This window comes from Type-D symbiont of Plautia stali (genome assembly GCF_001485335.1).
GTDB classification, from domain to species: domain Bacteria; phylum Pseudomonadota; class Gammaproteobacteria; order Enterobacterales; family Enterobacteriaceae; genus Pantoea; species Pantoea vagans_C.
In genome coordinates this window covers 17,836-36,572 of the sequence record NZ_BBOC01000040.1, presented here as the reverse complement: position 1 = coordinate 36,572, position 18,737 = coordinate 17,836, and the positions used below count along the sequence as shown (strand labels likewise).

23 protein-coding genes are annotated in these 18,737 nt (G+C 51.8%); 2 read left to right on the top strand and 21 right to left on the bottom strand.

The window, feature by feature from the left end; all coding sequences use genetic code 11:
* Positions 1 to 47 precede the first annotated feature (47 nt).
* From PSSD_RS27760 to PSSD_RS27975, 3 genes are all read right to left on the bottom strand, one after another.
* Positions 48 to 230 carry a hypothetical protein gene (locus PSSD_RS27760; protein ID WP_039333590.1) on the bottom strand — a complete coding sequence of 61 codons (183 nt, stop codon included), beginning with the start codon at positions 228 to 230 and terminating at the stop codon, positions 48 to 50.
* 305 nt (positions 231 to 535) lie between these two features.
* On the bottom strand, positions 536 to 976 hold the full coding sequence (locus PSSD_RS14055; protein WP_058972656.1) for a tail fiber assembly protein: 441 nt from the start codon (positions 974 to 976) through the stop codon (positions 536 to 538).
* 2 nt (positions 977 to 978) lie between these two features.
* Positions 979 to 1,947, bottom strand: a complete 969-nt coding sequence (locus tag PSSD_RS27975; protein ID WP_058972655.1) for a gp53-like domain-containing protein — start codon at positions 1,945 to 1,947, stop codon at positions 979 to 981.
* Between the two features lie 132 nt (positions 1,948 to 2,079).
* Between PSSD_RS27975 and cor the strand changes: the two genes are divergently transcribed.
* A complete protein-coding gene (cor, locus tag PSSD_RS14045; RefSeq protein WP_058972654.1) occupies positions 2,080 to 2,334 on the top strand; it encodes a phage exclusion lipoprotein Cor in 255 nt (84 codons plus the stop codon).
* On the opposite strand, the gene PSSD_RS26620 is transcribed toward cor, so the two are convergent.
* Genes PSSD_RS26620 through PSSD_RS14010 form a run of 8 tightly spaced genes read right to left on the bottom strand, consistent with a single transcriptional unit; the run spans position 2,323 to position 11,839 of the window.
* Entirely contained in the window at positions 2,323 to 3,297 is a 975-nt protein-coding gene (locus PSSD_RS26620) for a hypothetical protein (protein ID WP_072214981.1), read from the bottom strand. The genes cor and PSSD_RS26620 overlap by 12 nt on opposite strands.
* A complete protein-coding gene (locus tag PSSD_RS14040; protein ID WP_058972653.1) occupies positions 3,297 to 6,431 on the bottom strand; it encodes a TipJ family phage tail tip protein in 3,135 nt (1,044 codons plus the stop codon). Before PSSD_RS14040 ends, PSSD_RS26620 begins: the two co-directional genes overlap by 1 nt.
* Positions 6,432 to 6,440: 9 nt before the next feature.
* Complete coding sequence (locus PSSD_RS14035) at positions 6,441 to 6,965, bottom strand: tail assembly protein (RefSeq protein ID WP_039333588.1); 525 nt, start codon at positions 6,963 to 6,965, stop codon at positions 6,441 to 6,443.
* Entirely contained in the window at positions 6,908 to 7,633 is a 726-nt protein-coding gene (locus PSSD_RS14030) for a C40 family peptidase (RefSeq protein ID WP_058972652.1), read from the bottom strand. Before PSSD_RS14030 ends, PSSD_RS14035 begins: the two co-directional genes overlap by 58 nt.
* A complete protein-coding gene (locus PSSD_RS14025) occupies positions 7,633 to 8,337 on the bottom strand; it encodes a phage minor tail protein L (RefSeq protein WP_058972651.1) in 705 nt (234 codons plus the stop codon). Before PSSD_RS14025 ends, PSSD_RS14030 begins: the two co-directional genes overlap by 1 nt.
* Positions 8,334 to 8,687: a phage tail protein gene (locus PSSD_RS14020; protein WP_058972650.1), complete on the bottom strand. Its 354-nt coding sequence runs from the start codon at positions 8,685 to 8,687 to the stop codon at positions 8,334 to 8,336. The genes PSSD_RS14025 and PSSD_RS14020 overlap by 4 nt, the downstream gene beginning before the upstream one ends.
* A gap of 8 nt (positions 8,688 to 8,695) precedes the next feature.
* Positions 8,696 to 8,923: a hypothetical protein gene (locus PSSD_RS14015; RefSeq protein WP_058972649.1), complete on the bottom strand. Its 228-nt coding sequence runs from the start codon at positions 8,921 to 8,923 to the stop codon at positions 8,696 to 8,698.
* The gene (locus PSSD_RS14010; protein ID WP_058972648.1) at positions 8,924 to 11,839 is read right to left on the bottom strand and encodes a tape measure protein; all 2,916 of its coding nucleotides are present in this window, start codon (positions 11,837 to 11,839) and stop codon (positions 8,924 to 8,926) included.
* A gap of 265 nt (positions 11,840 to 12,104) precedes the next feature.
* Here PSSD_RS14010 and PSSD_RS14005 point away from each other — a divergent pair, with 265 nt between their 5' ends.
* Positions 12,105 to 12,311 (top strand): hypothetical protein, encoded by a 207-nt coding sequence (locus PSSD_RS14005; RefSeq protein ID WP_039330924.1) that lies wholly within the window; start codon positions 12,105 to 12,107, stop codon positions 12,309 to 12,311.
* Positions 12,312 to 12,433: 122 nt separating this feature from the next.
* On the opposite strand, the gene PSSD_RS14000 is transcribed toward PSSD_RS14005, so the two are convergent.
* The 10 genes from PSSD_RS14000 to PSSD_RS13955 form a co-directional block, all read right to left on the bottom strand.
* Positions 12,434 to 13,120, bottom strand: coding sequence for a DUF6246 family protein (locus PSSD_RS14000; RefSeq protein WP_058972647.1), 687 nt, complete (start codon positions 13,118 to 13,120; stop codon positions 12,434 to 12,436).
* A 49-nt stretch (positions 13,121 to 13,169) separates the two neighbouring features.
* On the bottom strand, positions 13,170 to 13,913 hold the full coding sequence (locus PSSD_RS13995; protein WP_058972646.1) for an Ig-like domain-containing protein: 744 nt from the start codon (positions 13,911 to 13,913) through the stop codon (positions 13,170 to 13,172).
* A gap of 21 nt (positions 13,914 to 13,934) precedes the next feature.
* A complete protein-coding gene (locus PSSD_RS13990; RefSeq protein WP_058972645.1) occupies positions 13,935 to 14,321 on the bottom strand; it encodes a phage tail termination protein in 387 nt (128 codons plus the stop codon).
* Positions 14,318 to 14,686: a hypothetical protein gene (locus PSSD_RS13985; RefSeq protein WP_039330931.1), complete on the bottom strand. Its 369-nt coding sequence runs from the start codon at positions 14,684 to 14,686 to the stop codon at positions 14,318 to 14,320. The genes PSSD_RS13990 and PSSD_RS13985 overlap by 4 nt, the downstream gene beginning before the upstream one ends.
* Positions 14,687 to 14,688: 2 nt before the next feature.
* On the bottom strand, positions 14,689 to 15,036 hold the full coding sequence (locus tag PSSD_RS13980) for a hypothetical protein (protein WP_058972644.1): 348 nt from the start codon (positions 15,034 to 15,036) through the stop codon (positions 14,689 to 14,691).
* Between the two features lie 168 nt (positions 15,037 to 15,204).
* Entirely contained in the window at positions 15,205 to 15,582 is a 378-nt protein-coding gene (locus PSSD_RS13975; protein ID WP_039330935.1) for a DUF7370 family protein, read from the bottom strand.
* Positions 15,583 to 15,584: 2 nt separating this feature from the next.
* On the bottom strand, positions 15,585 to 15,986 hold the full coding sequence (locus PSSD_RS13970; RefSeq protein WP_058972643.1) for a hypothetical protein: 402 nt from the start codon (positions 15,984 to 15,986) through the stop codon (positions 15,585 to 15,587).
* 9 nt (positions 15,987 to 15,995) lie between these two features.
* Complete coding sequence (locus PSSD_RS13965; RefSeq protein ID WP_058972642.1) at positions 15,996 to 17,072, bottom strand: major capsid protein; 1,077 nt, start codon at positions 17,070 to 17,072, stop codon at positions 15,996 to 15,998.
* A 10-nt stretch (positions 17,073 to 17,082) separates the two neighbouring features.
* On the bottom strand, positions 17,083 to 17,523 hold the full coding sequence (locus PSSD_RS13960) for a hypothetical protein (RefSeq protein ID WP_039330941.1): 441 nt from the start codon (positions 17,521 to 17,523) through the stop codon (positions 17,083 to 17,085).
* 3 nt (positions 17,524 to 17,526) lie between these two features.
* Positions 17,527 to 18,723 (bottom strand): hypothetical protein, encoded by a 1,197-nt coding sequence (locus PSSD_RS13955; RefSeq protein ID WP_058972641.1) that lies wholly within the window; start codon positions 18,721 to 18,723, stop codon positions 17,527 to 17,529.
* Between the last annotated feature and the right edge of the window lie 14 nt (positions 18,724 to 18,737).

The window sequence follows — 18,737 nt, the reverse complement described above, 5'->3', positions numbered from 1 at the left end:
ATGGACTGGGGAAATTATGAAGAAGTTTTTAAGCGGATTAATCATTATTACAGGCCTTGTGACGCTGGCAGGATGCCATCATGAAAGCCCTGCTGTAGGCCATGATGGTCGACCACATGCACCAAGCGGCGAATCAGTACCTGGCGGCCCGCTGGGCAAAGGCCCGGCTGGTCAACCACAGAGTTAGTCAGTGCCCGGCCACTGTGCCGGGCTTTTTTATGCTCCAGCACAGAACAATCCTAACCTCACTTTTGTAAGACCATTCCCACATCACTGCACTTCACACAGTTTTAGCCTAATAGAGCTACACGCATACAGGATGTTGCGCGTTAGCGTACGAGTTTGCAGGTTTACCCTGCCATGAAACACTTTGCCCGCCGCTGAGCGGGCTTTTTTATACGTGTTGCATGTAATGGACGGCGGTAAAGAATTTTAAGTGGAGAGGATTGGAGTGAGCAACTAACCTTTGATCACCCACCCCGTAGTCTGCTTTAAGACGGGCGCGGTACATATCTGCCCCGTCGCCGGGGCTTTTTTACGCAGTTGGCTTTATCGGCCACTGAATATTAGGTGCATCACTGATGTTGGTATCGTTCAAAACGTCAATGTAATCCATCCATGCATTAAGTGATTCAGTCTCAGTATCGCTAAGTTTGCGGCCCATCAACAACTTAGTCTGCCATACAATGATTGTCTGTGTAGCTTCCTCAAGAAGGGTTTTACGGTTAACATCTGCAATTGCCTGGTAATCAGGTTCAGGCAACACCTCAATACGAGGTCCTTTATCATCGAACACTTGATAATAACCTTCAGGGGGATTGCACCAAGCCATGTAATCAGCTTCGGGTATCTCAATCAAGTCAGAAGGCTTGTTGGCGTATAAGTCCATATCAGATTGAAGGTAAAAACCTTTGGCAGTAATGCTGTAATAATATTTTTCCGATGAGTTATTTTCTGCTGCAATGTTTTCAAGCATGGTTAATATCCTACCGCTATATAGTTAATTCGAACCCCACTTGATGCACTGTTCTCACAAATAAAATTAAATCCACCTAAAGCTGAAGTGCCAATGATATTTACGTTGCCTCCTGTTGTATTTCTGTCGCCGTTACATGCCACAACAGCATTACAGGCGTTTGGAAAAGCGTTCGGGTATGTAATAGTTCCGGTGCTTCCTGAATTGAGTGTTACTACCGCAGTCGCACAAATCACTCGCATAGTTCGACTTGCTCCGGGCAAGTCGAATACAGTTGATGATGGCTGAGAAAATCCAGCATTAGCCAAACATGCCCGTGCGGCGGCAGTGCTCACCCATGACATCACATTTATGGTAGATAAGTTTGAGCCCGATAAATCTATACCGGCAGTGCCTCCCATGGTTATTCCACCAGTCATTGTGCCGCCAGACTTTTGTAAAGCCCCCGTTATTCTGGAGTCATCTCCGGCAGCCACAGTACCAGAGGCTGTCCCAACATCCTTTGATGACGAATTACCAAGATCACTTTTATTGGCTTTCTCGTCTAAAGAGGACTGAAAACCATTAAATTGGTCCGCAATATAACCCCAGCTTGGACCAGTAAACTTTGTCAGGTCTGGCAATGTTACGGTGACAGAAGTATCGCTGCTGAAAACCTTCTGCCAGTTCACCTTATCAAAGTTAAATCCTCGTATTGTCTTAGCCACATCAGCCGCGACCTGAGCCGTGATTCCGACGAGAGCTGCATTGGGAAGGGCCGTCCAGGCTAATCCGGAACTAGTTGGTCCATTGAAAGCAGTGGTCAGCGTCAATGCTGTAGCCGACCCAATAGCCTGGACACCAAGTGTGTAAGTCACTCCGCCAACAACGGCGACCATAAAGTCATTTACTTTTAATTCAGTTGCAAAGTTAGTGCCTGTACCAGTAACGGCTGTTGAACCACTGGTGAGCGTAATAGTACCTGCTGGCATCGTTTCCTCCGGGCAATAAGAAAACCCAGCGCTCAAGCCGGGCTATGTACTCATTTCTGCTCAAATCAAGTAAATAAATCGATCGATAAGATCTAAATCATTCACTTCAATCGAACTGGCTGAGGTGATTTCATGCTGTATACAAAAAAGGAAGGTATTTATATGAAGATGACATTCACTATCTCTGTAGCGTTATTAGCTTTGTCAGGTTGCGCATCTAATACGCCACCAATCTGCTTTAACAAAGCGAAAATCACCAATCACATATATGACGTTGCTGTATTTAAAATTGAAAACGGTAAATACCTTGCTGGAAATCCATTTCATACATGGGCGGATAAGTCGCAATTTGTCGACACTTCAGAATGCGACAAATTAAACCCCTAATGCCTGCCTGTAATAAGTGTCATAGATAGCTGTCTGTATGACCCCCGGCGGCCCAATGCCCATTCCGGGCGGAGGGCTGTTTCCTGCCGGAACCTGATAGTTTGATTGTCTGTACAAATCCGTCCCATCAGCAGAATACAATCCATTCGACTGAAAGCCTGCGCTGTATAAGTTGTAACGCGTATAGCCAACTTCTGGGTAACCGGGATCGGCAGGGATACTGACCAGTACAGAAGGACCACTTGTGATTGCCATAGGAACTGAAGAGGAGCTCACCCCGCCAACTGACATCGCTAATGGGAGGCAGTTTTGGTGCCAGACTATTGTTCCGTTGTCATACATGAAAAAGCCAGACTGAGGTATATTCACCATTACTTTGGAGAAAACATAAATCCGCGTAGCGGTCATAGGTAATGAACCGCCTAGGTTTGACCTGAACTGAAGTGCCACGAATCCATTTTGAGTTGTCTCAGTCCACATAACATGGTCAAAACCTGAAGAGGATATGCTTCTGTGGAACGCTATAAATGGCTGACCAGCAGGCACATTGGTTTGCAGAATCTGGTCGTATGTAGGGGTAAGGTCAACTACCTGACACAAATTAAAAGGAGTAAAGTTAGGTGCAATTTTAAATTTTGGTGGTGATGTGCTGTAGTCATTAAGAACAAATCCAGCGTAATTTAAAATAGATGTCGGTGATGCTGTGACAACCATTTTCACCTGCCCTTCAATTCCAGACCATGACGCTGTCTGGCCTGACATAGAAACTACCGATGTCTTTTGTGTTGTTCCGCTTGATAATGTTCCCCCTATGAGAGAAGCACTGAGCGTAAAGTTAGAGTAACTGTAAGATTTACTGCCTGAACCACTTATAGAAACAATATCGACGATAAAGTTAAAGCCCATGCTATTAAGGACGTCATATGACGTCCCGTTAATAAAAGCAGTGAATCCATTTGCCATTAGCGAGAGGCTCCCATTGAGCAAACAAGCTGACCGCTGGCGTTATACCAGGCCGCGCCCCGGTTATCCACGACAAACCGGCCTTGGCCGGAAACGGGTCCATTTAGCTCGAAAGAGCCATCAGACTTCATAATTGTTCCCATCATTCCCGCCACATAGTTGGCGGAATACCAGGAGCCAATCTTCGCAAGCGTAATTCCGGCGTAATTTATGAAAGCATCATTGATGAACACCTGGCCGTTAACCGCGGCAAATGCCATCTGATAGTTACCCGCCTCACTGCCGGTATAGATACCGAACTGATCCGCATTGAAGGCAATGGTGGATTTGTAGGTGCTACCTGATGGCTCAATGCCGATCGCCATACCCGAACTGTAGAACTGGTCGCCACGCTCGATGCCAACCTGCAGCGTATAGAATGCCTTGGCTGTGCCATTGTCCTGAACAACAGCTGTAAGCTTCTCATTAACAGCTGCAGTAAGGTCACCCATCTGGGCCTGTACTTGGGTTTCAAGCTCGGCCATTGCCAGAGATACTGTAGCGATAGTTGTTTTCACTACAATCACGTCAGCGCGAACTTCACCATTAATGGCGAACTGATGGTCAACGATTGAGTTGTTATTGAGGGCGTTCTGCAGCATGCCTTCAATATTGGTGTTGATGTTTCCGGTGAGGTTTTCGAACGCCTCAGAGTTACGGATCCCTTCGTCAATCAGTTCAATCATGCCGGGAATGTCAGATGAAGCCTGCCCTGACACCTCAACGAATGGCGATACACCAAATGCATTTTTGGTGCGCACATACATGTAATACGTATGGTCGGCTTTTAAGCCATGCAGCGTCCACTGAGATGCGCGCCCGAGAAACTGTGCTTCATCCTCTACCGCGCCAATGCTGCTGGCCGGTACCTCTCCGGTGTACCAGAACTCGAATGATGTGTCGGTAGTCGCCGTGACATTCATCACCGGAACGATGTCAGCGGAGAAGATTCCAGGCGTCCACTGAATGAACGATGGTGCACCCGGCGCGCCGATCACCAGACTTACCTGTGTCTCAGCACCCTTCATGCCATTCTCATTACGACCGCGCACGCCCAGCGTGTAACTGCCAGCATCCAGCCCGTAAAAGTCATAGCGGAACTGGTCACTTTCATACTGCGCTACAACCTTGCCCTCTGTGCTGTACACATAAAGCTCGAACACGATTTTCTTGGTTATCGTCGCCGTTTCCCACGTTGCCGTTACCTGCACAGTTTCGGTGTTGGTGTTGATGATCCGTAAGTTTTCGATGTTCGGCACGCGATAGCCATTCAGGGTATCGTTTGGCATTTCGAATACTGCGCCATCATCAACAATCGCCTGCTTGTTCGGGTCGTGCAGAGTGGCAGAGATGCTGTAGACCGAGTTGTTATCGTCTTCTGAAATACCCATGATGCGGAACAGACGCGGCGCCACTTCACCAGTGCTGATCACGAATACAGTGCCGTCTCGTACCCAAGAGGGAGCCGTTTTTAGCGTAATCACGCGCCCCGCTATACTGGCAATCTCGTACTTAACAAATCTCCCGTTAGAGCCCATTAGCGACATTGAATCACCGCCGCCGGCTAACGTTGAAACATCAGCATCCACAGTGATGGTTTTGGGGGCGTGAGAGATGATTCGACCGCCCAAGCGCGTGGCCGCATAGTTGTTATCCATCACCTCAACGATATCTCCGGGAATGAAGCGGATCGCTTCACGCGCCATTTTGAAGGTGATCTTCTTGGTCTCTCGCTTGGCAGTCTCCAGCATCCATTTTCCGGTGCGGTAAGCCTGCCCGCGAGAAGTGCAACCGAAAGCCTCCATCGTGGTTTCGTTGTAGCCGTAGCGGTCGATCATCTCGTCGTCGGAGACGTATTCCTTAACCTGTTCCCAGCCGTTGTTCGGGTCAGTCCAGGAAACCACCACCGCGTTGTAACGTTCTGAGCGCTTCATCGAACTGTAGGTAAACAGGCCGTCTACCACGTTGGCATTGGTGATGGAAGCGACAGGGTCTTGCGGGTTGTCCAACATCACAGAGAAGCGCATGCCGTCCCACAGCGCGATGCCACGGAACATACCGGCAATGTCATCCAACAGGTCGCGGGCGCTCTTCTGCTCAGTGATGTAGGCGTTTAGCGTGAAACGAGGCTCCTGCCCGCCGTAACCGTCATCAACGAGCTGATCGCAGAATTGTGAGAGAATGTACAGGCTGCCGTCATCCACATCGACATAGCCAGCGCGGCGCGCCAGACCGTAGCGGTTGTTCTTCACCAGCGCGCGGAATATCCATGCCGGGTTGTTCGTCCAGGCTGACTTAAATCCACCAAGCCAGATTCCGGTATGAGTGCGGGCGATCGGGTCGTAGTTATCCGGCACATCGACAATCAGGCCGCGCAGGTGGTACGTGCGCGTTGGCGTGTCGGTGTACTGGTCACGGTCAACCACGCATCCAGCAACGGCCGCATATGGGTATGACAGATTGTCATCGGTGATTTCGGTAAAGCTGTTCCATACCGTGCCGTTGTTCAACAGGTCGCTGCTGCTGTCGGCGGTGACGCGGCGCAGGCGAATATCAAAGGGCTTAGTCTCTGGCGCATCAAACAGGTGCGCTTCAAGATATTCTCCTGACTGCTTTCCGCTGATTGTCACCGTCTTCTGTGTCTGCCAGGCACCGTTACCAACACGGGTTTCGATTACCATGGTGACAGCCGTCTCCAGCTGGTTTCCCCTCGTATCCTGCTGAACCAGACCAGATACACCAATGTTCATGCGCACGCGGTCAACATCGATGTCGGTAACTGTACGCACCAGCGGCGTTGCCTGAGTCACATCGGTATTGACCACCGTTGTCGCTTCAATGGCGTTGAAACCGTTGATCGGTATCTGTGTTGCAGTTCCCGGCCGCCATGCCACGCTCACGCCGTTGATAGTCGCGTTACCTGCAGAATCTGTCACAGGCGTTTTGTTCAGCATGAATGATGAGAGGTGACTTTGATCTACGGGTCCGTATATTGGACCTTCACTGATGAGGTCGAGAACGCGGAGGAATTGCTTTGATTTGAGGTTGTCGTCGATTAGTTTCGGAGTGCTGCCACCACCGCCGCCTGAGCCCATGCTGTCACCTTAGCTGATAGAGATATTCCAGTCCTGATTGTTCGTGGTATCGATACCCAGACTGATAACATTTGAGCCAACCACCATTTCACCGAGAAGTAGCGGCACCGGCCGCCCCTGTCCGATGCGGTTTTCCGCGCTGGTGAATGAGTTATTCGTGATGGAGTTGGCGTCCTGATCCGCTGATGTCTTCGTCTTCATATGCGAGGTCATGTAGAGCGAATACGCCACTGAGGCAACCGCCACGGCAACCATGATCCATGCTGCGGCCACAGCCGAAATTGAACCCTCCACCACGGGAACGATAAGCACACGTGCACCGTCTTTAACGTGGCGGTTCATGTGAAATTCGAGGTTGTCGCCGCAGACGTCGCTGCCATCGATGCGCATGCGGATCCGGGTGTTGTAGAAATCGCGTTTGAATGCGGGACACTGCGCCAGCAGAAGGCGTAACCCCTGTGCTGGCGTGTCGACGTTCATTGTGATCTGGCGGAAATGTCGTCGTAAATTCCCCGCAAATCCAAAAGTGAGCATTTTTCGTGTCTCCAGATGGAGTGAATTAGAGGGACGTGAATCTGTCGCAGCGGCTCGCGGCGGCTGAGCCTGCCGTGAACTTCGTGGTGGAGAATGATGTTGTCACCCAGCCAGATCATTGCGTGGCACGGGTCGCATTCAGGGAATGCGCGCCGGATGATTACATCGCCTGGCTGAATGGCGTCGAAGCCAACCTGATGAAATCCGTTGGCCGCGATGTTTTTCAGATAGAGATTTTCACCGCGTACCCACCAACCGTTGGTTCGCTCGAAGTCCGGAAGGTCAATGCCGCAGAGGTGATAGGCATCGCGGAACAGCGTGTAGCAGTCCGTTTCACCGTGCACGAACCGGCGACCAAGCAGATGCGGCACCGGGCGAAACTTACGCAGCCGCCCGCTACTCGCCAGCCACCAATCAATCCCGGTTGCCAACTGCGCTACACGGTCAGCGCCGGATAGCACCAGCTTTGGTTCAGGATGAGAATGAAAAACGGCGGTGATTTCTCCCGCCGCTTCTGCTTCCAGCCACTCTCTGTCATCGATCCGGAAATTGCTCGCCGGATCAGGATGCGAGTTGCAACATCGCCACAGGCGATTGCCATTGATAATCAGCCCGCAAACCTCGTCACCCGATGAGGCGGCATAGTTCAGGCATTCAGATTCAAGCATCAGGACACCTTGGCAGAACCGGGATAGCCGCCGTATGGCAGCGCGGAGGGTTTGGCGAATCGTAAACGGCACCCGCTGCGGTGCTTTGAGCACTTATCGCGGGACAGGTCAGATGTTGGATTGTCCTTCTCATCGGCCACCGCGCCGCCGGAATAGCCGCAGCCATCGCCGCGATACACCCACTGGCACACGTCAGCCAGGATGGTGCGGCCCGGGATAATGGCGTTATCACAGTCCACTGGCGTGGCGAGGTTGTAGGTGACAGTCTCGAACGTCTCTTCTGCCATCTCTTCGATGACATAGCGGGAGACAGCTTCCATCGTCGAATCTGCATCAGCATTACCGTTCGGGAAATTCACTGCGTCCAGATGCTTTACCAGTACCTGCCGGCGCGTCACCACGGCGCCCAGCGCATCATCGAAATCGTGGTTGATGCCGGTAATCAGACCGGTGATGTTCGCTACCTTCATCGTCGGGCGCGAATATGTCCCCTCCGATTTAACCTCGAAGCCTTCAACGGCGATCGGATAGGCCGAGTAAGCGCGCCCCTGCCAGATGACATCTTTGTAATAGCCGTTTGTGCCCGCGTGAAAGCGGATAACATCGCCGCCGAACGACTGCAGATCGACTTCAAACAGGTCGAGCATCGCGCCGACACCGGCATCAACGCTTTCAATGATGAGTTCTGCTGGTATGTCTCTCATCGCGGCACCTGCTCAAACGTTCCGGTTAGCGTGTAAACACCTTTGTTCTTCTGCATCGACCAGGATCGGCATACATACACCCCCTGAATGCCGGTATCAGGTGGCGTCCAGTAGAACGACTCAACAGCCATGCGAGCGACAAGGAAGGCTCGAACTTCCTTTGCCAAGTTTGGCCGTGAGCACTTGTCATCGTCATAGCCAATGAAGGTCAGCGGGTATTTACCCATGAGCGGATTGATACCATTTACCTGTCGCTGTTCGTAACGATCGCCCAACTTCACGACTGTGACATCAGGCGTGTCTTCGCCCGTAAAGCCCGATTGCGGGCTCCATGTGAAAGTTTCTGGCATGGGATGTCCTATTTCTTGCGGGATTGAAGCATGCCACCCGGGCGAGTGCTTTGGTCTTTGATTTGATAAAGCGCCACCTGCTTCATCATGCCTGCCATCTTCTGCATTGTTGCGTCGTCAATGCCGTTGGTCGTCTGGATATGGAAATGCACTTCCTGCTGAATACCGCCGCCGCCATCACTTCCGCCGCCAATATCCTTATTACTGATCACCGACCCGTTATCGCCGGGGATCATCTACTGGTTTCCATTGCTGGCCTTGAAGATTTCAGGCTTACCACCTTCACCTACCCGGTAGATACTGTTTCCGTCAACGGGCCCACCTTTTTCTCGGCCGCCGCCATAGGAAATACTGCTAATTGCGCTGACCATCTGCCCCCCAGCTGCAACTGCCTGAGCAATTGCGGGAATGTTTGCAGGGTATGGAAGCGCCATTGCATTGCCTATGGCGGTTTGTAAGTTGAGTGCTGCCTGAGCAACTGCGAATCCTTTGCTTATGGCGAACATGGCTTGGTAAGCAGCGCTAGACTTACCGGCAGCCTGCCCAATGGCATCTGCGACTGCACCGACAGAGTCAGATGTGGCGCCAAGCAAATTGCTCATGTTCTGTTGGTAGGTCTGCCTTTCTGTTATCGCAATTTGCTCGCGAGCATTGGCCGCCTGTTGCTGAATAGAAGTTTTCGCATCTTCATACAATTGAGCATTTTGAAGGTCAATTGATTGATAGTTTGCGAGTGCTGCGAGTTTTTTCTGTTCTTGCTGGTCAATCTGAGCAACAGGATCAACAGCTTCGCCAGTAAGCGGGTTAACTGATGCCTTACCAGCTGCAACCTCCTGATTTGCAAAGTTTTGACCCTGTTTAATCTGTGCCTGTTGCTTGAGGGCGTTATTCTGGTCCCATATCTTGGCCGCATACTCTCCTGCCTGAAGAATCTGAGCATCGGTAGCGCTTTTGCTTAGGGATTGTTGTGCCTGCAGAATTGCTTGCGAACGAGAAAGCTCTTTAGTTGAGTCCGCAACCTGATCAGACTTCTGACGAAGAACCTCCAACTTTTGCGCATCTGATTCAGCCTGCGATGAAGCTTTTTTACCTTCCGCTGCTGAGGATTTTCGCGCGCTGGTATTCTTTTCTGTCGCGGCATATTCGTCTTGAAGTTCCTTAATGCGCTTGCTGTCTGTGATACCAGCATCTTCCGCATCATATTGCGCCTGCAGTCTTGCGCGTGCTTCGCCCTCTAACCTGGATAACTCCAGTTTTCGCTTCGTGGACTTTTCAAGTTTGCTGAGTTCGTCTGCGGCCCCTGCGCCAGCTATCTTTATCGGTTGGTTACTTGCCGAAGCATTGGCTTTTGAGATTGCTGCCAAATCTCCTACAAGCGCTGCAGCCTTATTACTGACTGCGTTGATTCCCTCTGCCTGTGCTGCCCAGCCATCAAGACCAAGAAACGAGTAAGTTCTGGCGCGGCGGGCAAACATGTCAGCCGTGCTGTTCAAGTCTGAAATCTGCTGGGTCGCGCTTGGAACTTTTCCTGCAAGCCTGTCGATTGCCGCAGTGATGGAGTCGATAACATGAACCATTCCGGTGCTTGCGCCAGTGGTGTCATTTATCTGCTTCACTAACTCCTGGAATGAAATCGTCAGGCTGTTTGTTGCCTGATCCACGGTGCGCGGTAGCTTTGAGAACTCCTGATTTACCAAACCTGTCTGCGTAATGATGGCATTCAGCGCATCCTCTGCTGATAACTTGCCCTCAAGCATGCGTTTGCGCAGCTCACCAACTGAAATGCCAAGGCCTGCCGCCATCTGGCGCGCTAACTCAGGCATCTGCTCGATGATGGAGTTAAATTCCTCCGCGCGTACCGTTCCGCCTGCAATTGACTGCCCAAACTGGCGTAAAGCGTTAGCCATCTCTTCAGTAGATGAGCCACCAATGCGCCCAATTTTCTGAAGGGTATCTGTCAGTGTGAGGATCTGCGCGTTGCTTGCTCCAGCGCTCTTCAGGGATGAGGTAAGTGTTTCCCAAAGCTTCTCTGTGTCCTTCAGACTGGAACCTGATGCAGACGCGATAGCTGAAAGCGCCTGAAACGTCTCTGCGCCCTCTTTCGCGCTTGAAGACAGTCTATCAATGCGCGCCTGCAGCTGCGTCATTGTGTCTGCAATTTCAAGGAACTGTTTGCCGTACTGAACCAACTGAGAGATAGCGATAGCAGACGCTATTGCTGTCAGCCCGGTTTTCAGCCCGCCCATAATGCCGGTAGATTTCTGCTGAGCAACATTAGCTTGGTCTTGCGCCTGTTTCAGGTCATAAAGTTTCCCGGCCAACTCCCCTATCTCTTTACGCTGCGCAGCTGTCGCTGTGGATCCTGCCTGTAAACGTGCCGCCAGCATCGCCGCGCTTCGTGCGCCATTCTTCTGTTCTTCAGTGAGGGTTGCGATTTGCTGAGTAAGGCTGGAAGACAGTGAGCGGAGTTTTGCGGCATCATTAGCCTGCTGCGCCGACTGCTTGGAAGCCAGCATTGTGGCGCGCGCTGAAGCATCCTGCGCGGCCTTCATGTCATACAGTTTGCCGGTTAGCTCTCCAATGCGAGCCTTCTGTTCCTGCGTTGCGCCTTCACCAGCCTTTAACTGTGCAGCTAGGATAGCCGCGCTTCGTGATCCGGACTCCATCTCAGTGCTCAACACCGATACATCGCTTTGCAGTGATGTGATAGCTGACTGAGCGCGCTGCATCGCCGCCGTATTTGCTGCAACTAACTTCGCTGACTCTGCAGCTGCTTGTTTAACGTCGAAAAGCTTACCGGCAAGATTACCAATTTCTTTTGTCTGCGCTTCAGATGCATCACCTGCTGCTATCAACTGTGCAGCCAGGACAGTGGCGCTGCGGGCTCCATTCTGGCTGGCCTCTTCTAGCACCGCGATTTCATTACCTAGGCGCTCCATAATCTTCGCCGCTTGGCTGGCATCGTCAGCGGCGCGGGCCACGGCTTTGCCGGTTTTTGATGCGGAACGCTCAAGCCCATCCATGTTACCTGATGCTTTGTCAGCACCTTTTCCCATGGCATCAAGCACGGCGTTGGCCTGTGATGATCCCTGCAGAAGCGGGGCAATATCAGCGCCAACCTCGTAGTAAATGTCTCCGACTTTTTCTGACATCACGATCTCCGGGCAATAAAAAACCCGCTCGAGGCGGGTCAGTCACTTTTAGCTTGGGGTTATTATCCCCTGATTGCAGCTATGACTTGGGGGCGCTGTAATTGTTCGATGAGGCTATAGGTTGTGCCCATTAGTCCCAGGACATGCTGTGATAAATACTTGTACCGCGTAGTCGCAGGATGGTGCAAAAGCCTTGACGTTGGGTTGCTCAAAACTTGCTGATCAAGGTATTTTGTATCTAACGAATAATTAATGAGTAGAAACCATGCCAGCGATCAATAAACGCATACAACTTGAATGCATCCTGGATGATATGGACGATGCACAGGTTGAAATTGTTCAACTAAAGATGGTTATTGGTCTGATAATCGCTAAATTGCCACCCGAAAAAAGACAAGAAATTCTTCAGGAACTGCGCAGTTTTGGACTGGGCAATAGCGCTCAAGAGTTCACTCAGTTTGTAGTGGAATGAGATGAAAATCTGAGAACTGATCTTCAATTTGGATGGAAAATATTCCGCCCCGGCAATAATTCTCATGCAGACCAATAACAGGCAGATCTGATGGATGACAACATCCATATGGAAAAGAAAGCTTAATCAGGCGGGCTACTCAGCCTTTTTAACTTTCTATTCTTTCTAGCCAGATAATCATCAGCCACCGCGTCATACTCTTCTTTAGTGAAGCCCTTCTGGTCCGGGAACTTCGCAGCCAGCAGCATCTGGAACTCGGTCATTGTGAGCTTTTCAGCCTCATCGCGAGACAACTCTAATCCGATACGCGCGGCGCTGATGTATTCAAAGGCATTGAATCCTGTCGTAGACTCGCCCCCCTCGTGGCGCTGCAGCTTTCTCACCTTAGCCTTACCGATTATGCCGTGCTGAATGAGCGATTGTGCGATCAGCACCATATCCGACACTGGCATGGCGCCCTTACGGTAAACAAAAGACCAGCGGCCAGTGCGTCCAGGGCGCAACTCACCAACCAATGAGCTGACATTGTCATCACAGCATGCGTAAAGCACATTCATAGCCGAATAAATCACGGGCTTATTAAATTGCGGCCTGCCAATGTACGTCATCAACCACTGAGGGATGCCGCCATAAGCCGCGACAGAGCGCCGAATAAGGGACGTATACTCGTCGTTATGCAGGTTATAAAAGGCCTGAACTATCGATTCCGGATCGCCAATACGCATCATATTTGCGAAGGATGGACGGAAAAAGTAATCATGGTCGCCCATTGAGACCAGGCACTCGCCAATCTCTTTGTATGGTGTCATATGGTCTCCATAAGCATTATCAGGGGCAGCATGCTACCCCTTGGAATGGTTACGAAGCGGTAACCGTTACTGCGCAATTGGCGGTGAAACTGCCATCGGTAGATGTGAAGGTGATCGTCGCACTACCCGCTGCCACCGCAGTGACAAGGCCTGTATTGCTCACGGTGGCCTTAGTAGCATCTGAAGTTGTCCAGGTTCCGGTGCGGTCGGTTGCATCAGTTGGCTGGACTGCGCCCGTTAATTGGCGCGTAGCTCCAACGGCGAGCGATGCTGTCGCCGGTGCAACAGTCACACCAGTTGCTGGAATGGTCTCGTCGGTGTCGATCACCTGAATGGTACTGGCATCACCCACCTTAAACTCAGTGGTGATTGGCACAATGTCGTTGGTCCCGCCGCTAGAGCTAAGAGCAGTGATGTTCATGTAACCAATGAACGTGATTGGACCGTATTCCAGACGAACCCAAATACCAGGCTGTCGGCGGTTGGAGATCTCAGTGTGGTAATACTTAATCAAACGACCAACGCCATATTGATCAAGCTTGTCCTTCTTACGAACTTCACCCTCAAAACTAATGGTGAAATCCGAGTTGGTTACGATAGTTTCAACATATCCCTTGCCGTCATCAGCATCACTGGTGACACTATTCGGGCTGAAGTCGAAACCTTTTGTTGTGCCGGCAGCCAGTGATTTCCATTCCGACTCTTGCGGCAGCACATCGCTGCAGCCATCGGCAACTTCAAGCACAACGGCGCCACCGAACAAACGTTCGTTGCTGTTCTGGCATTCAGCCATGTTTAATTCCTCTTTGACGTTTTAGGAGCTGCCGAAAGTGGCAACAAACTGAATCCGATAGACCAGGCGGCCTTCGGTAGTTAGGACGGGGGCTGGAATGCCTCCGAGGTTCTCCAGATACCCGACGCAAGCATCAGCCATTGGGTTTTGCTGAACGTAATCGATTATAGCGTGTGCCGCCTTATCAACAGCCGCGTCAGCGTTCTTAGCGCCGACCACGTCAACGATAATGAAATATTGCGAGCCCAGACCTTTACGCACCGCTGTGCCGCCGTTGGGACGGAAAACCATGATAGCGTCCGTCTGCTTGCCAGTGTCTTTCCATATGAGCAGTTGCGTGATGAATCCGTTTGTTAACCCGGCATCGACGAAGTAATTGCGCACGCGCGTATGCATTGGAGGATTCAAAGCACCATCTCCCTTTTGATCGCTGCACTGATGGCATCGCGCGAATCCTCAAAGCCCTTGGACAGAAACTCTTTCTGAGCGGTTGAGCGCTTGAAGTTTTGCGGGATATTAGGGTCGTGAACGTAGACGGCATAGTTGGCCGAATAACCTACGCGACCAACAATGCGTGTTCCGCTCGCAGTCACCTCACGGTACTGGCTATTTAGCAGCGTTGATGTGTCGATTGGGGTGTAGAGTGCCGCCTGAGACGAACCGATGATCAGCACGCTCTGGATGGCTCGCAAAACCCTCCGCCCCTGAATATCATTGATGACTGCATCAAGGTTTCTCTTAGCCTGCTCAACTCCACGTATTTTGATGCCCATGGTCACACTCCCGTGATGATCGCCCAGTCATCAGCAGTACGCTCGAACGTATCGGCGTACTGAATTGACTGCATGATTTCGTCAGCACCCGCAGCCATGGGGTCAGACTCAGCCGATGCGCCGATCAGTATGTAGTCGCCAGGGGTAGCCAGCGCATATTCAGTCCAGATGGTGTTTTTAACGACCTTCTCTACACCGATAGCGCCGAGGCGTTTAGACAGGCCGCCCTGATAATCACAGGCGATGACTAACGGCTCCGACCATCCAAGCGAATCGCCATACTCATTGAGCCCGAGTCTGCGCCAGACGGTCGCCTGAGCCGTGTAAGACCAGCTCGCTAATGATGACATTTCACGCCCTCCAGCCCAGTACAATGGGCTTTTCAGCGGCAACACGTCTGCAATTGAACACCCACTCACCGCCGCTGTTGATGTAGCCGGTTGTTTCCCGGCCAGTGGACGTTTTAAGCCAGACGCGATCGTAAGGTTTCGGCGGTGATGATGGGGGTTGCCAGTTCATCAGCAGCCCCCGACAACTTCGAAGAAGCCAACCGACACGCCAGAAAGAGGCAGGCCAGCAAGACAGCCGTTCGTATCCCATGACAGCAACTGCCTATACAGGTAATCCGTACCGGAGCTGTCGTAGGTGAACGAGCGTGAAGCGCCAGACGGGGCAGACTGAGAAGCTATCTTTCTGGCACCGGACAGGGCGGCCAGTCTCGCGGCTGCATAGATAAGCATGAGCTTCTGCAGGCTTTCGGAGTAGCCCGCCCCGTCCATACATGTAGACGTGGCGTTTACCTGGTCGAGAAGTAACTGCAGGACAGCATCAGGAACCGTGAAGCCCAATTCAGCCATCAGCGGTTTGACGTCTCCCAGCGTGATTTGGGCTGCCATGGTTATTTCGCCTTCTTGGTTGCTTCCACCAGGTCAGCTTCAGCTTTATCAGCACGGGCTTTCTCGGCTTCCAGTTCAGAAGCATGAGCAGTTTTCAGCTGTTTCAGCGCGGCTGCGTGGGCTTCATCCTTTGCATCTGCATCAGACTGGGAAATTTTCAACTGTTCCAGTGCGGTATTCAGTTGATCCTGAAGCGCAGAAGTGTCAGTGCTAACCGGCGCTGACGGCGTGGCCACTTCGAATACCAGTTTTTCACTGGCCTTCTCTTTGGATGTCTCAGCCTTGCCTTGCTCGACCCACTTTTCAGCGATCGCGCTGTCCACGTCATAAACCTTACCAACCTCCAGTTTCTGGAAGTTGGCACCAGCAAAGAGGTTTGCTGCGATGATCTTTACGAGTGCCATGATCTTTCCTTAGCTCGAGGCGTGGATGACAGAGAAGTGGCCGTTGATGTCCTGCTTAACCATCAGGCCAGCAGCACCCCATGTGCGCCAGATGTAATCGCTGTTGTAGAACTGGCGCGGATCGGCAACAGTGCCGAAAGCCTGACCTACGATTGGGGCGATAACACCGGCCGCCAGCGGAACAATCACGATTTCATTGCCTGACAGTTCGGAATCTTCTTTGATTGCCGAGATACCAGCCAGTTTCGCAATTTCTTCCAGCACGGTTCGCAGAGAGTTCACATCGAAATACTGTTCCCAGTTCGACATGATTTCGCTTGAGACGTACCAGGTCTGCTGACCGTACTGCATGTTTTGCAACTTCAGTACATCACGCAGCGCGATAGCGCCCGCACGCATGGCTTTCACATCGGTGCTGGTTGCGAAGTTAACTGTCAGCGTCACTTGGGCGACACGTTCATCGTGGCGTAAGCCCTTCCACGTTTTACCGTCGAAGTTGATGAAGTTGCCCGCCGGATCGCGGAAGCCTTCCCAGATGTAGTCTACATACTGACGGCGAACATCATTCACCGAACCAGCCTGCGCATCAGCCAGAGAAGCCAATGCAGAGCCTTTGTTGAAGACCGGATCACGCCAGTTGAACTTGAAGCCAGAATCATGGATAGGAACCATGGTGCCGTCGAAGGTGTAGGACTTCGCATCAAGTGCCGCACCAATCTGGCCGGACATGGAAGTGTGAGCCCAGCCGCGACCGCCGGTGCGAGCGTACTCATACACTGACTCTTCCAGGCGAACTGAGCGAGACAGCGGCATCAGGTCGTTAAGCAGCGTGAACTCAGTGTTTGGCTCGAACTCAGCTAGCACAGTCTGATCATAGGCGCGGTACAGGCGACGGATATCGTCAACAGCGTTCACTGCATCCAGTTGCGGCGCATTTGCGGCATCGCTACGCGCGCGGGTGCGAGCGATGAAATCTGCTACAGCCTGCGCACTGGAATTACGGGCAAACTCCAGTTCACGGAACTGAGCAGTGTTTGCCTCAAGGTTGCGCGTCTCAGTTGCCATTCGGGTGGAGAATACAAACATTCGGTGCTCCTTACTTAATGACAACGCGCAGTAGATCACCTGCAGTCGCGATGGTGGTTGAACGGTCTTCTTCCACGAATGCGCGGATAGATTCATCAGCAGCTAACGCTTTTACGCGACCATTGGCGATCGACAGCGGTTGGCCCTTGGTGTAGGTGCCAGTCGCGGCCGGCACGTTGAAGAAGACACCAGGCGTTGGGTGCATCGCTACAACCCAATCGCCCGCGGCAATCGTGTCATCTACCGTTTTGCAACGCAGATAGTCATAGTTAGCCACGTACAGGATCGCCTCTTCGTTACCATCTACCGAGGCAGTGAACTTTTTCGTGGTGTTATCGAAGAAGCCAATGGTGCCGGGTTGAGTGTCAGCCGCCGCGGCGCCTTCACGATGAAGTTGCGGATTAGCAAAAATGCCGCCCGCGTGGATTACATGCTTACCGTCTTTAGCCATTACTTACTCCGGCATATTGCTGAATGAATCGTTGTTGTTTACCTGACGCAGACCGCCGTTCAGACCCGTGGTTGACTGGCATTGCGCATACAAGCCGTCGAGAGCAGCGCCATCGAGGGCATTAACCGCCAGATCTTCAAGCTGGAACTTCGCTTTAACCGCGGCGCGCTTTTCGGTCTTCTCTTTGTCAGAGTTAACGGCGAGGCCGTTTTCAATGGTGCTCAGTTTTTCGGCGAAGGGCTTGAACCATGCCGGAGCCTCTTCGCTGTTAGTGGCGGTTTCTTTGGCTTTGCGGTCAGCCTCTTCTTTATCTTTCTTGGCCTTTTCATCAGCTGCAGCTTTCGCTGTTGCTTCTTCGGTGGCCATCTGGTTGTAAGCGTCCATCAGCTCAGCATCGGACTTACCTTCAACGTCAATGCCTTTCGCTTTCAGCGCATTGGTGATGAGTTCTTTCATCGGGTTTGCTTCCTCTTTGACGGAATTGCTGTTGGCGCTGAAAAACGCCTTAAGCTGGGTAAAAAATGATTTGAGTGCGGGGTCATGCGGTGAATCTGTGTCGGGTGATTGGCCTTCCGACAGGTTGACGACTTCCAGTTGCTGCTCCGAGCCATCGGAGTTAACGAAGATGCCAACGCCCTCTTCTGGCGTCCCAGCCCCAGGTTCATCGAGCAACACGGCAACGTGGTCAAACATCATGTTCGTGGCGATTTCGTTGTATTTTTTGCCCTTCGATTCACCATTTGCAGCTATGCCGGAATAAAGCAGGCCGGTAGAGATGTGAATTGGGTCTACATTGGCTTTGGATGCCATTTCGTCCAAGCGGTTGATCAAGCGCTTACCATTGTCACTGCCTTCGGCATAGCGGCGGTCAACGTACATGTCGCCAGTGACTTTGCCGTCAACGTGGCTGACGTTCTGGAGCCATGCGCCAACGTGATAGTTGTTTACTGCGCGGACATCGCGAGCCGATACGTGCTTGCCGTCCACCTTTGGGTGGCCGAATGGCATTGGATTTCGCTCAAGCGTGTTAAACGCCTTCTCAATTTCTGCTGCCGGGTACAACTTCCGGTTCATCACAATGTCATCGACAACGGGCGTGATTCCGCGAACCACAATATGTGGCTTCCCGTCGATGGTTTCAGTGGTGATGTTTGAAGCGGAGTTGACGACGGTCAGCACGTTTACGCGGTTGCGCTTCATGCTGTGTCCTCATG

Bases quoted from the DNA above. Each gene is read 5' to 3' on its own strand.
- PSSD_RS14055 (WP_058972656.1), bottom strand. From the start codon at position 976: ATGCTTGAAAACATTGCAGCAGAAAATAACTCATCGGAAAAATATTAT.
- PSSD_RS27975 (WP_058972655.1), bottom strand. From the start codon at position 1,947: ATGCCAGCAGGTACTATTACGCTCACCAGTGGTTCAACAGCCGTTACT.
- cor (WP_058972654.1), top strand. From the start codon at position 2,080: ATGCTGTATACAAAAAAGGAAGGTATTTATATGAAGATGACATTCACT.
- PSSD_RS26620 (WP_072214981.1), bottom strand. From the start codon at position 3,297: ATGGCAAATGGATTCACTGCTTTTATTAACGGGACGTCATATGACGTC.
- PSSD_RS14040 (WP_058972653.1), bottom strand. From the start codon at position 6,431: ATGGGCTCAGGCGGCGGTGGTGGCAGCACTCCGAAACTAATCGACGAC.
- PSSD_RS14035 (WP_039333588.1), bottom strand. From the start codon at position 6,965: ATGCTCACTTTTGGATTTGCGGGGAATTTACGACGACATTTCCGCCAG.
- PSSD_RS14030 (WP_058972652.1), bottom strand. From the start codon at position 7,633: ATGCTTGAATCTGAATGCCTGAACTATGCCGCCTCATCGGGTGACGAG.
- PSSD_RS14025 (WP_058972651.1), bottom strand. From the start codon at position 8,337: ATGAGAGACATACCAGCAGAACTCATCATTGAAAGCGTTGATGCCGGT.
- PSSD_RS14020 (WP_058972650.1), bottom strand. From the start codon at position 8,687: ATGCCAGAAACTTTCACATGGAGCCCGCAATCGGGCTTTACGGGCGAA.
- PSSD_RS14015 (WP_058972649.1), bottom strand. From the start codon at position 8,923: ATGATCCCCGGCGATAACGGGTCGGTGATCAGTAATAAGGATATTGGC.
- PSSD_RS14010 (WP_058972648.1), bottom strand. From the start codon at position 11,839: ATGTCAGAAAAAGTCGGAGACATTTACTACGAGGTTGGCGCTGATATT.
- PSSD_RS14005 (WP_039330924.1), top strand. From the start codon at position 12,105: ATGCCAGCGATCAATAAACGCATACAACTTGAATGCATCCTGGATGAT.
- PSSD_RS14000 (WP_058972647.1), bottom strand. From the start codon at position 13,120: ATGACACCATACAAAGAGATTGGCGAGTGCCTGGTCTCAATGGGCGAC.
- PSSD_RS13995 (WP_058972646.1), bottom strand. From the start codon at position 13,913: ATGGCTGAATGCCAGAACAGCAACGAACGTTTGTTCGGTGGCGCCGTT.
- PSSD_RS13985 (WP_039330931.1), bottom strand. From the start codon at position 14,686: ATGGGCATCAAAATACGTGGAGTTGAGCAGGCTAAGAGAAACCTTGAT.
- PSSD_RS13980 (WP_058972644.1), bottom strand. From the start codon at position 15,036: ATGTCATCATTAGCGAGCTGGTCTTACACGGCTCAGGCGACCGTCTGG.
- PSSD_RS13975 (WP_039330935.1), bottom strand. From the start codon at position 15,582: ATGGCAGCCCAAATCACGCTGGGAGACGTCAAACCGCTGATGGCTGAA.
- PSSD_RS13970 (WP_058972643.1), bottom strand. From the start codon at position 15,986: ATGGCACTCGTAAAGATCATCGCAGCAAACCTCTTTGCTGGTGCCAAC.
- PSSD_RS13965 (WP_058972642.1), bottom strand. From the start codon at position 17,072: ATGTTTGTATTCTCCACCCGAATGGCAACTGAGACGCGCAACCTTGAG.
- PSSD_RS13960 (WP_039330941.1), bottom strand. From the start codon at position 17,523: ATGGCTAAAGACGGTAAGCATGTAATCCACGCGGGCGGCATTTTTGCT.
- PSSD_RS13955 (WP_058972641.1), bottom strand. From the start codon at position 18,723: ATGAAGCGCAACCGCGTAAACGTGCTGACCGTCGTCAACTCCGCTTCA.